This window comes from Curtobacterium oceanosedimentum, assembly GCF_020297365.1.
In the GTDB taxonomy this organism is placed as follows: Bacteria; Actinomycetota; Actinomycetes; order Actinomycetales; family Microbacteriaceae; genus Curtobacterium.
The window spans coordinates 20,924-32,883 of sequence record NZ_JAIXIG010000021.1; the positions used below are offsets into that span (position 1 = coordinate 20,924).

An 11,960-nucleotide genomic window follows, 5' to 3' on the forward strand; every position below is an offset into this window, starting at 1 on the left:
AGCAAAGGAACGAACGGGAGGCGCGGTGCCAGCTGGCACCGCGCCTCCCGTCCGTCTGCTGGTCGCGTCGGGTCAGTGACCCAGCTTCGCGAGCTCCTCGAACTCGTCGTCGGTCAGCTCGACCGTCGCACCCGCGAGGTTGTCCTCCAGGTGCGCGACGCTCGACGTGCCGGGGATCGGCAGCATCACCGGGGAGCGCTTGAGCAGCCAGGCGAGCGCGAGCTGTGCCGGGGTGGCGCCCTTGCGCTCGGCGATCTCGGTCAGCGGCGAGTCCTCGCCGGTCAGACCACCGGTGGCCAAGGGGAACCACGGGATGAAGCCGATGCCCTGCTCCTCGGACCAGTCGAGCAGTTCCTCGGCGTCGCGCTTCTGCAGGTTGTACAGGTTCTGGACGGAGACGATCGTGGCGATCTCCTGCGCGGCCTTGACCTCGTCGACGGAGACCTCGGACAGGCCGATGTGGCGGATCTTGCCCTCGTCCTGCAGCTTCTTCAGCTCGCCGACCTGGTCCTCGAGCGGGACCTTCGGGTCGATGCGGTGCAGCTGGAACAGGTCGATGCGCTCGAGGCCGAGGCGGCGGAGACTCATCTCGGCCTCCTGCCGCAGGTACTCCGGGCGGCCGACCGGCGGCCACTCGTTCGGGCCGGTGCGGGTCAGGCCGGCCTTCGTGGCGATGACGACGTCGTCGCCGTAGGGGTGCAGGGCCTCCTTGAGGAGGTCCTCGGCGACGTAGGGGCCGTACGAGTCGGCGGTGTCGAAGAAGTTCACGCCGAGCTCGACCGCACGCTTGAGGACGCGGATCGCCTCGTCGTGGTCCTTCGGCGGTCCCCAGACGCCGGGGCCGGTGAGCTGCATGGTGCCGTAGCCGAGGCGGTTGACCTCGAGGTCGCCGCCGATGCGGAAGGTGCCGGAGGACGCGGCCGGACGGTTCGTGGTGTCAGTGCCTGTGGTCATGACCCCGGTCTACGCCGGGTGCGTGGCTGCTCTCTGAGCGGGTGTCCCCCGACGGCTTGCCGTGCTCGCAGGTTCTACGGACGGGCGGGCCGCGGGTACGGGGTCTCGCCGCGTTCGAGCCCGCCGACGAGCTTGGTGAGTCGGTTCGTCCGCACCGTGGCGTTCGGGGCGGTGGTGATCCGGTGCAGGACGGCGTACCGGTTCGTGGCGTCGAGCTCGGCGAACAGCGCCGCCGCCGCGGGCGCAGCGTCGAGGGCGGCCTGCAGGTCCTCGGGCACGGTGGCGGTCGCCGCTCCGGCGTAGGCGCGGTCCCACCGGCCGTCGGCCTTGGCGCGTTCGATCTCGGCGTGCCCGCGCTCCCGCATCCGGCCGTCGGCGATCAGGGTCGCGACCAGGCCGAGGTTCCGCTGCGACCACAGCGAGGCCTTCCTCCGTGGGGTGAAGCGCTGGCGGAACGTCGTCGCATCGCGGCCGCGCCGCTGGCCGTCGATCCAGCCGGAGCACAGCGCCTCGTCGAGGGCGGTGTCGTAGGTCAGGGCCGTCGGGTCCGTCACGCCCTTCTTGGCGAGGACGAGCCAGACGCCGTCGGAGTCGTCCTCGTGGTCGTCGAGCCAGGCGCGCCAGGCCGCGGGATCGGGCAGCACGAGGTCGACGACGTCCATGCGGTCATCGTAGAGCGGACGGCGGACGGCGGACGGCGGACGGCGGACGCGGTCGCACGGTCGCCGACGGACGGTCCGCGGCCGGGTCAGCCCGCGCTGCTGCTGATCCGGGTCGCCGCCGCCCACTCGTGCACCCAGTCCGGCACCGTCAGGTCGCGGTCCGGCGCACCCGCTGCCGCGAGCAGGTCCGCCGTCGGGACCGTCCCGCCCGAACGCCGCAGGAACCGGGCCTGCACCACGGCCCGCGCCACCACGGCACCGCCGCGCTCGAACGTCTGCTCGAGGTACACCGCACGCTCGTCGACCCCGAGCACGCGGGTGCGCAGGTCGAACCGCTGCCCCAGCGTCAGGGAGCGCTTGTACGTGATCGTCTGCGCCGACACCACCGGGTACCAGCCGTGCTCGGACAGGGCAGTCCAGTAGCCGGAGCGGAGCATCAGGTCGAGGCGGCCGAGGTCGAGCATCGACAGGTACTTGCCGTTGTTGACGTGCCGCAGCGGATCGAGGTCCGTGGGGACGACCCGGAACGGCGTCCGCACCTCGTCCCACAGCGAGGCCCGCCGCCCGCCGAGCCGACGACGCAGACGCACGCGCACCTGCAGCAGGAACAGTCGGAGGTACAGGTTCACGGGACGATCACACCAGTGCTCCGCGGGTCCGGGCCAGCGGGTTGGAGGAACCGCACCAGGTGCGAGCGGGCCGTACGGCCGTCGACGCACTGCTCCCGACAAGCACCGGGACGCCCAGCCAAGAGGTCGATCAGCCGGGGAACGCGCCGCCAGCACCGGTCACGCCCGGGTGGGCGGACTTGGCGAGGCCCTCGGTGACGGCGTGCGCTGCTTCTGCGTCGGCGCGCGCACGGCCGCCGGCCGCCGGGTCACCGGCGTCCAGGTGGTCGAGTGCGCGCCGTCGACGGCGGTTCTGCACCTCGAGCACGGTGAGCAGTGCCGCGATGACGACGACCACGGCGATGACGGTCCACACGACGGTCATGATCTTCCCCCAGACCGGGGCCCCTGCCCCGTCACCGGCAGCGTAGCGCGGCCGAGGCGGGTACAGCCAGTGCCTCCCGACGGACCGCCGCCCGGGAGTAGACCTGCAGCATGCAGACACGCAAGCTCGCAGACCTCGAGGTCGGACCGATCGGCCTCGGAACCATGGGCATGAGCGCCTTCTACACGGGCGCCGGTACCGACGACGACGAGTCGATCCGCACCATCCACCGCGCGATCGACCTCGGCGTCACCCTGTTCGACACCGCCGAGGCGTACGGCCCCTACACGAACGAGGAACTCCTGCGCCGTGCGCTCGAGGGTCGCCGTGACGACGTCGTCATCGCGACGAAGTTCGGGTTGTACACACACGAGGCCGGCGAGGAGACGCCGCCGCAGCAGCGCGGGATCTCCAGCCAGCCCGAGTCCGTGCGCGAGGCCCTCGAGGGCTCGCTCCGCCGACTCGGCACCGACCACATCGACCTGTACTACCAGCACCGCGTCGACCCCGCGGTGCCGATCGAGGACGTCATCGGTCAGCTCGCCGGCTTCGTGCAGGAGGGCAAGATCCGCCACATCGGGATGTCCGAGGCGAGTGCCGCGACGATCCGCCGGGCACACGCTGTCCACCCGATCACGGCCCTGCAGAGCGAGTACTCGCTGTGGACGCGCGACCCCGAGGGCGACGTGCTCGACACCCTGCGCGAGCTCGGCATCGGCCTGGTGCCGTACTCGCCGCTCGGCCGCGGGTTCCTGACCGGTGCCATCACGAAGCCGTCAGACCTGGACGCCGACGACTTCCGTCTGGCGAACCCGCGGTTCCAGCAGGAGGCGTTCGCGCAGAACATGCGCATCGTCGACGCCGTCAAGGAGATCGCGGCCGAGGTCGGCGCCACCCCCGCGCAGGTCTCGCTCGCCTGGCTGCTGGCCCAGGGCGACGACGTCGTCCCGATCCCCGGCACGAAGCGCGTCTCGCGCCTCGAGGAGAACGTCGGCGCAGCCGAGGTGGCCCTCACGGCGGACCAGCTGGCGCGCCTGTCGGCGCTGCCCGTCCCGACCGGTGACCGCTACCCCGACATGTCGACCATCGGCCGGTAGACGCGACCGGTTGACGGCCGGGAGGCCCGGTGCCAGCTGGCACCGGGCCTCCCGTCCGTCGTCGGTCGCGTCTGCGGACGCGAGACGCCGGCGTCAGCACGAGACGCCTCCGGATCCGGCGGCGTCTCGCTGACTCGGCGGCGTCTTCCGAGGACGCCGGCGTCTCAGACCTCGGCGGCGAAGGACGCGGCGCGGAGCTGCAGGTCCTCGATGCGCTGCAGGCGCGCGGCCTCGACGTCGTAGCCCTCGTACGCCGGCGGCGGCAGCTTCCGGACGTTCCGCGAGCACTGGAAGTCCTGGCACACCAGGGTGCCGACCGTGTTGCCGTTCCGGCCGGCCGGGCCCGACCGCTTCGCGCTGTAGAAGGCGACGTCGTTCGGTAGCTTCACGTCCTGGCACCACGAGCACTGCGCGCGGGAACGGGGCGAGGCCTCGGCCTGCCGGAACAGGATGCCGACCAGCTCGCCGTCCAGGGTCGGCACGACGGCGTACGCACGCCGGCCGATCTTCGGGTCGCGCCAGCCGAGGTAGTCGAGCGCGTCCCAGTCGAGGGTCTCGAAGCCGGCGGGCAGGGTGAGGTCGGACACCTCCTTGCGCGAGGCGTTGACGAAGGACGTGCGGATGGTCTTCTCCACGATGGGGAGCATGGGTGATCGCTTTCGTACGGACCCGGGGCGTGCGGACGCACACCGCACCGGGCAGAGGAGGTCAGGGTTCGACGAGGGCGGCCGCGCCCGAGGGCACGACCGAGGGCCTCACGCCCTGATGTCGGCGATACGGGCGCCGACCACCTCCTGGAAGCTCACCCGATCAGCCTACGACCAGGTGTCAAGCCCGGCTGCGGTCAGTTCGGCGTCGCCGTGACCAGGACGAGCGAGCCCTCGTACGTCGGGCGGATCCGGAGCGACCCGTGCCGTCGGTCCCACTCCCCTGACTCCAACGCGGTCCGGAGCGCGGCCACCGACCGTCGGACGGTCACCTCGTCGACCAGGCCCCACGCCGGATCCGCCCGGCGCACATCGGGGTCGAGCAGGCGTTCGGGGCGGGCGTAGTACGCCTCGGAGAACCCGTCCACGCACGTGAACGGGATCGGCAGCGGGGTGCTGGTCACCGTGTCGTCGCCGAGCGCATCGGCGAACCGCGGCAGTGCCGGGTGGCGACGGGCGTCGGAGGCGAGTACCTCGGGGGCGTACTCGGCGAGCCAGGAGCGCTCGATCCGGTCGGGGTCGAACGTCACGATCACGATCGGACCCCGGGTGACCCGGCGGACCTCGGCGAGGCCGCGTTCCAGGTCGTCCCACTCGGGCACCGAGAAGGTCGTCACCGCGGCGTCGAAGGTGTCGTCGGCGAAGGGCAGGTCCTGGGCGGGCGCCACCGCCGTCACCTCGCGGTCGCTCGGCGCGTACGACCCGCCGACGCCGGTGCCGATGTCGAGCACGCTCCGGGCGTCACCGACGGCCTTCGCGACCGCGCGGGCGAACGCGGGTTCGGCCCGCCGGTACCGCCGGTGGTCGGTGTCGCCGGCCGAGCCGTCCGTCGTCCTCGTCACGTCTCCACCTCCCGGACGGCCAGCGGCGGGGTCAGTCGACCGACTCGGACGCGGACTCCGACTCGCGCAGGGCCGCGTACTGCTCGACCCGCTCCGTCGCCGCCCAGCTGCCGAGCAACGCGAGCGACCGCTCCGACTCGCTGCCCGGTTCCGCGGAGTACGAGAACATCGTCAGCCCGGGGTCTCCCACCAGCTCGAGCGCCTCGTAGGCCAGCTGCAGGTCGCCGACGACCGGGTGGTCGATCCGCTTCCTGCCGGTCCGCTGCACCCGGACGTCGTGCGCGGCCCACCAGCCACGGAACTCCTCGCTGCGGGTGGACAGCTCCCCCACCAGGGTGATCAGGCCGGGCTCGCAGGGGTTCGACACCGCAGCGGCCCGCAGGACGGCGACGGCGTCCTTCGCGGTCTGCGCCCACTCGGGGAAGAAGTCGTGGGCAGCGGGGTCGAGGAAGATGAAGCGGGCGGTGTTCACCGGGCGCCCGGGGCCGGCGAACATCGGGGCGTACAGGGCACGACCGAGCTCGTTCGTCGCGACGACGTCCCCGCGCTCGTTCCGGACCCACGCCGGTGCCCCGGTGATCGCGTCGAGCAGGCGCTGCACGCCGGGTCGGACCCGGGTGGGCACGTCCCGGTGCATCACCTTGACGCCGGAGTTCGCCAGCCGGGCGAGGTCGGTCAGGTGCACACGCTCGTCCTCGTCGAGCTGCAGCGCGGTCGCGAGGCCGTCGAGCACGCTGTCGGAGACACCCTTGAGCGAGCCGCGTTCGAGCCGCGTGTAGTAGTCGACGCTGACGCCGGCGAGCATGGCGACCTCGTGTCGACGCAGCCCGGGGACCCGCCGCACCCCGCCGCCGAACGACGGCATGCCGACCTGCTCGGGGGTGAGCCGCGCCCGCCGGCTGGACAGGAAGTCGCGGATCTCGTTGCGCACGTCGATACCCATGGGGAGAGCGTACGTGTCGTGGCCGAGCGTGCGAGCCGGACCGGGGATGGACGGGAGGCCCGTGGCGGGCGCCGCCACGGGCCTCCCGTCCTCAGACGGTCGCGTCCGTCGAGATCCGCACGCGCGCGACGCGGTGACCGTCCATGGCGGTCACCTCGAGGCGGTGGTCGCCCGCCGTCACCACGTCACCGACCTCGGGGATGCGGTCGAGGTGCACCTGCACGAGCCCGCCGACCGTCTCGTAGTCGCCGTCCGGCAGCGCCGGGCCGCCGTCGGCGACCAGGTCCTCGAGCACGGTGGCCCCGTCGACGCCGTCGAGGTCCGGTGCCGGCCCGTCGTGCTCGGCGGTGTCCCACTCGTCGCGGATGCGGCCGACGAGGTCCTCGAGCAGGGCCTCGAGCGTGACCATCCCGGCGCTGCCGCCGTACTCGTCGACGACCAGGGCGATCTGGTGCCCGTCGGTGCGCATGTCGGCGATCGCGCTCGACAGCGACTTCGTCTCGGGCAGGGCGAGCACCGGCCGCACGAGCGTGGCCACGGGAGCCGCGGGGTCGGTCGGACGGAGCAGGTCGCGCAGGTGCACGAAGCCCGTGACCTCATCGCGCCCGCCCGAGGTGACGAGGTACCGGGTGTGCCCGGCGTCGATCGCGTGGTCGGTGGCCTCGGCGACGGTCAGCCCGGCGTCGATGGTGGACACGTCGTACCAGGGGCGCATCGACTCGCGCAGGATCCGTCCGCCGGCGTCCAGGGCACTGCGGGCGATCCGGCGGCCCTGCTCGTCGACGCCGGTGTGCTCGTCGACCAGGCCGCGGAGCTCCTCGGTGCTCATCGACTCGCTGCGGGCGTCCGGGTCGCCGCCGAGCAGGCGCACGACGGTGTCGGTCGACCTCGACAGCAGCCAGATCACCGGCCGCATGAGCACGGCGAAGCGTTCGAGCGTCGGGGCGACGGCCATCGAGAAGCCCTCGGCGCGCTGCAGGGCGAGTCGCTTCGGCACGAGCTCGCCGAACACGAGCGACAGGTACGCGATGACCAGGGTCATCAGCACGAGCGCGACGGCCTCGGCCGCACCCTGGTCGAGCCCGAGGCCCCGGAACAGCGGCGCGACGTCGGGTGCGATCGAGGACGCACCGTACGCGGCGGAGAAGAACCCGGCGACCGTCACGCCGATCTGCACGGCGGAGAGGAACCGGTTCGGGTCGCGGCCGAGCTCGGCGACCCGCAGGCCACGGGGACCCCGGCGCTCGAGCTGCTGCAACTGCGACTCCCGGAGGGAGACGAGTGCGATCTCGGCGGCGGCGAACACCCCGCCGACCAGCACGAAGAGGATGACGAGCCCGAAGGCGATCCAGGTGTCAGCGCCCATCAGCGGGCAGCCGCCTCGGATCGACGACGGGCGGGCGGTCTGTGGTGATCGTCCATGCCTGTGAGTCTGCACAGGTCAGCTGGGACGACACCGCGACGGTGCTCGACGCGGACTGTGCGTCTCGCGTCGGTGTCGGGCGGACCGCTAGAGCGTGAGCGAGCGACCGATGCGGGCCTCGAGCCACGCCTCGGGGTCGATCGGGGTGACGCCGTCCATCAGGACCTCGAGGTGCAGGTGGGCACCGGTCGAGACACCGGACGACCCGACGAGGCCGATGAACTGGCCCGCCCCGACCTGGTCGCCGACCTTGAGCGGGGACGACCCGGGGATCATGTGCCCGTAGAGCGTGGAGACCTGGCGACCGTCGACGACGTGGTCGATGATGACGGCGTTGCCGTACGAGAAGTACGTGCCGGACACCCGGACGGTCCCGGCGGCGACCGCGCCGATCGGCGTGCCCATGCCCGGCGTGAAGTCGAGGCCCTGGTGCAGCGACGAGCACGCGCCACACGGTGCCGCTCGGTAGCCGAAGCCCGAGCTCATCTGCACCGGCCCGGGGAACGGGGAGCGCACGTCACCGCCGAACGACACCGCGCCGTCGGCCTCGTCTGCGGTCGCGTTGCTCGCCGTCGACGATGCGGTCACGGTCTTGGGGGCGCCGCCGCCGACGGTGAAGCCGTCGCGGTCGAACCCGCTGGCGGTGACGGCCTGGGTGACGGCGTAGTCCTGCGTGCGGACGATCGGGGCGATGGTGGAGGTGGCCATCGCCGTGCCGGCGCTGGCGTGTGCGGGCATCGCCGACGCCGCGAACATCGCGATGGCGGCGGCGGCGCTGGTGAGCGTGATGCGCCCGGCGCGGCCCGACCGGGAGGCCCGGGGTGCGGAGCCGGGGCGGGGAGCACGCGGAGCGGGGCGGCGGACGACGCGCTGGATGCGGCTGTCGACGTGCTCGGTGGTGGCGCGGGCTGCCGTGGCGCGGCGGCCGGCCGGCGTGGTGCTCGCGGTGGTGGAGGCCGTCGAGGCGACGACGACGGCGGGCTTCGCGGCCTTCGCCACGCGTGCCGGCTTCGCGGTCTTCGCCACGCGCGCGGGCTTCGCCGGCTTCGCAGCCTTCGCCGCGACCGGGGCTGCGGCGGGCCTGGGTGCCTTCGCGGCGCGGGCCGGCTTGGTGGGCTTCGCTGCCTTCGCGGCGCGCTCGGCCTCGAGGGCAGCGCGACGGGACAGGTGCACCACCGGGGTCGCCGGGTGCTGATCGGGTTCGGGTGCAGTCGTCATGGCCGCCAACCATTCTGCACGACTCTGTCGAGTTGTACAGGGGTTCTCGTGATCTTTTCGTTACCGAATGTGCTGGGAGGGTCCTGACGACCCCCGCGGGCACCGTTCCCCGGCTCGTCCCCGTCGGTAGGTTCGACGGGAGCGACGGAAGGACCCGCACCATGGCCCGATCGCCGCGTGAGCGGTACGGAACGGTCGACCTGGCGTCGGCCGACGTCGTGCTGGCCGGCACCCAGGAGCTCCTGCCGGTGCTCCGTGCCGCAGCGGTCCGCGCCGGCATCGACGCCGGTCGGATGCGCGTGGTCGGCGTGGACGACCTGCCCGACCCCGGCGAGACGTGGGACGCGGCGCTCGCCGTCATCGCGATCCGCCGACCGGGTGACGACCCCGCCTTCCACCGCGCGCAGGAGGCAGCCGAACTCATCGCGCCGCTGCTCGTGCCGCACGCGGTCCGCATCGTCGTCACGGTGTCCGGGCTCACCCGGCTCGCTCCGAAGCTCGAGCGCACCCTGACCTCCGAGGTGCTGCACCAGATCGACGCGGCGTCGGCGCCGTCCGGCTTCCGGCGCCCGTTCCGTCCGCTCCGCATGCGCCTGGGTCTGGCCGGACTGCGGGCAGCCGGGGTGCGGGTGTTCCGCATCGCGATCGGCGACTGAGGGCCGGTCGGCCGCCCTGCCGGTGCCCCGCGCGTGGTGCGCCGACGTGCCGGGGCCGATCCGCGCCTCCAGGCCGTCGGCCGCGCGTCGGAGGCGCGATGTATCTTGATGTCGAGACATCCTGCGCCACGAGTACCGTGGTCGTACCGACGGTCGAACAAGGGAGTACCCGCCAGCATGGCCAAGATCATCTACACCCTCACCGACGAGGCACCGTTCCTCGCCACCCACTCGTTCCTCCCGGTCATCCAGGCCTTCGCCGGCACCGCGGGTGTCGACGTCGAGACCCGCGACATCTCGCTCGCCGGCCGGATCATCGCCCAGTTCCCGGAGCGGCTCACCGACGAGCAGCGCCTGGACGACGCCCTCGCCGAGCTCGGCGACCTGGCGAAGACCCCCGAGGCGAACATCATCAAGCTGCCGAACATCTCGGCGTCGATCCCCCAGCTCAAGGTCGCCATCGCCGAGCTGCAGGCGCAGGGCTACGACCTGCCCGACTACCCGGACGAGGCCACGACCGACGAGCAGCGCGACGTCCGCGCCCGCTACGACCGCGTCAAGGGCAGCGCCGTGAACCCGGTGCTGCGCGAGGGCAACTCCGACCGCCGTGCTCCCCTGTCGGTGAAGAACTACGCCCGGAAGCACCCGCACCGCATGGGCGCCTGGTCGCGTGACTCGAAGACGAACGTCAGCACCATGGGCGTCGACGACTTCCGGTCGAACGAGCAGTCCTGGATCGCCCCCGCCGACGACGTCCTGACGATCACGTTCGTGGCGGAGGACGGCACCGAGCAGGTCCTCAAGCAGTCCATCCCCGTGCTGCAGGGCGAGGTCGTCGACGGCACCGTGCTGCACGTCGCCGCGCTCGAGACGTTCCTGCGCGAGCAGATCGCCGAGGCGAAGCGCCAGGACGTCCTGTTCTCGGTGCACCTGAAGGCCACGATGATGAAGGTCTCCGACCCGATCATCTTCGGGCACGTCATCAGGGCGTTCTTCCCGTCGGTGTTCGAGCGCTACGGTGCCGACCTCGCCGCAGCGGGCCTGACCCCGAACGACGGCCTCGGCTCGATCCTCGCGGGGCTGTCCGCGCTGCCGAACGGCGCCGAGATCGAGCGTGCCTTCACGCAGGGCATCGCCGACGGTCCCGAGCTCGCCATGGTCGACTCGGACAAGGGCATCACGAACCTGCACGTGCCGAGCGACGTCATCGTCGACGCCTCGATGCCCGCGATGATCCGCACCTCGGGGCACATGTGGGGTCCGGACGGCGACGAGCACGACACCCTCGCCGTCATCCCCGACTCGAGCTACGCCGGCATCTACCAGGCCGTGCTCGACGACTGCCGCGCCAACGGTGCCTTCGACCCGGCGACCATGGGCTCGGTGCCGAACGTCGGCCTGATGGCGCAGAAGGCCGAGGAGTACGGCTCGCACGACAAGACGTTCGAGATCCCCGGTGCCGGCACGGTCCGCGTGACCACCGCAGCCGGCGACGTCGTCATCGAGCACCGCGTGGAGCCCGGCGACATCTGGCGTGCCTGCCAGACCAAGGACGTCGCCGTGCGCGACTGGGTGAAGCTCGCCGTCACCCGCGCCCGTGCCTCGGCTACGCCCGCCGTGTTCTGGCTCGACGAGACCCGCGCGCACGACGCCAACCTGATCGGGCTCGTCCGCACGTACCTGGGCGAGCACGACACCGAGGGCCTGCAGATCGAGATCCTGTCGCCCGAGGACGCCATGCGCTTCTCGCTCGAGCGCATCCGCCGTGGCGAGGACACCATCTCGGTCACGGGCAACGTCCTGCGCGACTACCTGACCGACCTGTTCCCGATCATGGAGCTCGGCACCTCGGCCAAGATGCTCTCCGTCGTCCCGCTGCTCGGCGGCGGCGGCCTGTTCGAGACCGGTGCGGGTGGTTCCGCGCCGAAGCACGTGCAGCAGCTCGTGCAGCAGAACTACCTGCGCTGGGACAGCCTGGGCGAGTTCCTCGCACTGGCGGTCAGCCTCGAGCACCTGGCCGGTGTGACGGGCAACGAGCGGGCGAAGATCCTGGGCGAGACCCTCGACCGTGCGACCGGCACCTTCCTCGAGCAGGACAAGTCCCCCGGCCGCAAGCTCGGCTCGATCGACAACCGCGGCAGCCACTTCTACCTGGCGAAGTACTGGGCCGAGGAACTCGCCGCGCAGACGCAGGACACCGAGCTCGCAGCGGCGTTCGCGGACCTCGCGGCGAAGCTCGGCGAGCAGGAGCGGACCATCGTCGACGAGCTCGTGTCGGTGCAGGGTCACCCGGCCGACATCGGTGGCTACTACCGCCCCGACGACGCCAAGACGAGCGCAGTCATGCGCCCGTCGGCGACGCTGAACACGGCGCTCGCAGCGCTGTAGCAGCGCGCAACGCGGGACGGGAGGCCCGGTGCCAGCTGGCACCGGGCCTCCCGTCGTTCCGTGGTCGCGCTCACGAA

General features: G+C 72.2%; 12 protein-coding genes. 3 read left to right on the forward strand and 9 right to left on the reverse strand.

Features of this window, described 5'->3' with window-relative positions:
• Positions 1-72: 72 nt before the first annotated feature.
• The 4 genes from LEL83_RS10705 to LEL83_RS10720 form a co-directional block, all read right to left on the reverse strand.
• A complete protein-coding gene (locus LEL83_RS10705) occupies positions 73-954 on the reverse strand; it encodes an aldo/keto reductase (RefSeq protein ID WP_225558798.1) in 882 nt (293 codons plus the stop codon).
• 74 nt (positions 955-1,028) lie between these two features.
• Complete coding sequence (locus LEL83_RS10710) at positions 1,029-1,616, reverse strand: YdeI/OmpD-associated family protein (protein WP_225558799.1); 588 nt, start codon at positions 1,614-1,616, stop codon at positions 1,029-1,031.
• 86 nt (positions 1,617-1,702) lie between these two features.
• Positions 1,703-2,245, reverse strand: coding sequence for an acyl-CoA thioesterase (locus tag LEL83_RS10715; protein ID WP_225558800.1), 543 nt, complete (start codon positions 2,243-2,245; stop codon positions 1,703-1,705).
• A gap of 130 nt (positions 2,246-2,375) precedes the next feature.
• Positions 2,376-2,609, reverse strand: coding sequence for a hypothetical protein (locus LEL83_RS10720; protein WP_198657116.1), 234 nt, complete (start codon positions 2,607-2,609; stop codon positions 2,376-2,378).
• Positions 2,610-2,719: 110 nt separating this feature from the next.
• Between LEL83_RS10720 and LEL83_RS10725 the strand changes: the two genes are divergently transcribed.
• Complete coding sequence (locus tag LEL83_RS10725) at positions 2,720-3,706, forward strand: aldo/keto reductase (RefSeq protein ID WP_225558801.1); 987 nt, start codon at positions 2,720-2,722, stop codon at positions 3,704-3,706.
• Positions 3,707-3,870: 164 nt separating this feature from the next.
• Here the strand turns inward: LEL83_RS10725 and LEL83_RS10730 are convergent, their stop codons facing one another.
• The 5 genes from LEL83_RS10730 to LEL83_RS10750 form a co-directional block, all read right to left on the reverse strand.
• Positions 3,871-4,353 (reverse strand): FBP domain-containing protein, encoded by a 483-nt coding sequence (locus LEL83_RS10730; protein WP_198657114.1) that lies wholly within the window; start codon positions 4,351-4,353, stop codon positions 3,871-3,873.
• 197 nt (positions 4,354-4,550) lie between these two features.
• Positions 4,551-5,255, reverse strand: coding sequence for a class I SAM-dependent methyltransferase (locus tag LEL83_RS10735; RefSeq protein WP_225558802.1), 705 nt, complete (start codon positions 5,253-5,255; stop codon positions 4,551-4,553).
• 31 nt (positions 5,256-5,286) lie between these two features.
• Positions 5,287-6,198 carry a helix-turn-helix transcriptional regulator gene (locus LEL83_RS10740; RefSeq protein WP_198657112.1) on the reverse strand — a complete coding sequence of 304 codons (912 nt, stop codon included), beginning with the start codon at positions 6,196-6,198 and terminating at the stop codon, positions 5,287-5,289.
• 91 nt (positions 6,199-6,289) lie between these two features.
• Positions 6,290-7,564 carry a hemolysin family protein gene (locus LEL83_RS10745; protein ID WP_225558803.1) on the reverse strand — a complete coding sequence of 425 codons (1,275 nt, stop codon included), beginning with the start codon at positions 7,562-7,564 and terminating at the stop codon, positions 6,290-6,292.
• Positions 7,565-7,708: 144 nt separating this feature from the next.
• The gene (locus tag LEL83_RS10750) at positions 7,709-8,839 is read right to left on the reverse strand and encodes a M23 family metallopeptidase (RefSeq protein ID WP_225558804.1); all 1,131 of its coding nucleotides are present in this window, start codon (positions 8,837-8,839) and stop codon (positions 7,709-7,711) included.
• 161 nt (positions 8,840-9,000) lie between these two features.
• On the opposite strand from LEL83_RS10750, the gene LEL83_RS10755 reads away from it, so the two are divergent.
• Both LEL83_RS10755 and LEL83_RS10760 read left to right on the forward strand, forming a co-directional pair.
• The gene (locus LEL83_RS10755; RefSeq protein WP_198657109.1) at positions 9,001-9,495 is read left to right on the forward strand and encodes a hypothetical protein; all 495 of its coding nucleotides are present in this window, start codon (positions 9,001-9,003) and stop codon (positions 9,493-9,495) included.
• 177 nt (positions 9,496-9,672) lie between these two features.
• A complete protein-coding gene (locus tag LEL83_RS10760) occupies positions 9,673-11,883 on the forward strand; it encodes an NADP-dependent isocitrate dehydrogenase (RefSeq protein ID WP_225558805.1) in 2,211 nt (736 codons plus the stop codon).
• The last annotated feature ends 77 nt before the right edge of the window (positions 11,884-11,960 follow it).

Bases quoted from the DNA above. Each gene is read 5' to 3' on its own strand.
- LEL83_RS10705 (WP_225558798.1), bottom strand. From the start codon at position 954: ATGACCACAGGCACTGACACCACGAACCGTCCGGCCGCGTCCTCCGGC.
- LEL83_RS10710 (WP_225558799.1), bottom strand. From the start codon at position 1,616: ATGGACGTCGTCGACCTCGTGCTGCCCGATCCCGCGGCCTGGCGCGCC.
- LEL83_RS10720 (WP_198657116.1), bottom strand. From the start codon at position 2,609: ATGACCGTCGTGTGGACCGTCATCGCCGTGGTCGTCGTCATCGCGGCA.
- LEL83_RS10725 (WP_225558801.1), top strand. From the start codon at position 2,720: ATGCAGACACGCAAGCTCGCAGACCTCGAGGTCGGACCGATCGGCCTC.
- LEL83_RS10730 (WP_198657114.1), bottom strand. From the start codon at position 4,353: ATGCTCCCCATCGTGGAGAAGACCATCCGCACGTCCTTCGTCAACGCC.
- LEL83_RS10740 (WP_198657112.1), bottom strand. From the start codon at position 6,198: ATGGGTATCGACGTGCGCAACGAGATCCGCGACTTCCTGTCCAGCCGG.
- LEL83_RS10745 (WP_225558803.1), bottom strand. From the start codon at position 7,564: ATGGGCGCTGACACCTGGATCGCCTTCGGGCTCGTCATCCTCTTCGTG.
- LEL83_RS10750 (WP_225558804.1), bottom strand. From the start codon at position 8,839: ATGACGACTGCACCCGAACCCGATCAGCACCCGGCGACCCCGGTGGTG.
- LEL83_RS10755 (WP_198657109.1), top strand. From the start codon at position 9,001: ATGGCCCGATCGCCGCGTGAGCGGTACGGAACGGTCGACCTGGCGTCG.
- LEL83_RS10760 (WP_225558805.1), top strand. From the start codon at position 9,673: ATGGCCAAGATCATCTACACCCTCACCGACGAGGCACCGTTCCTCGCC.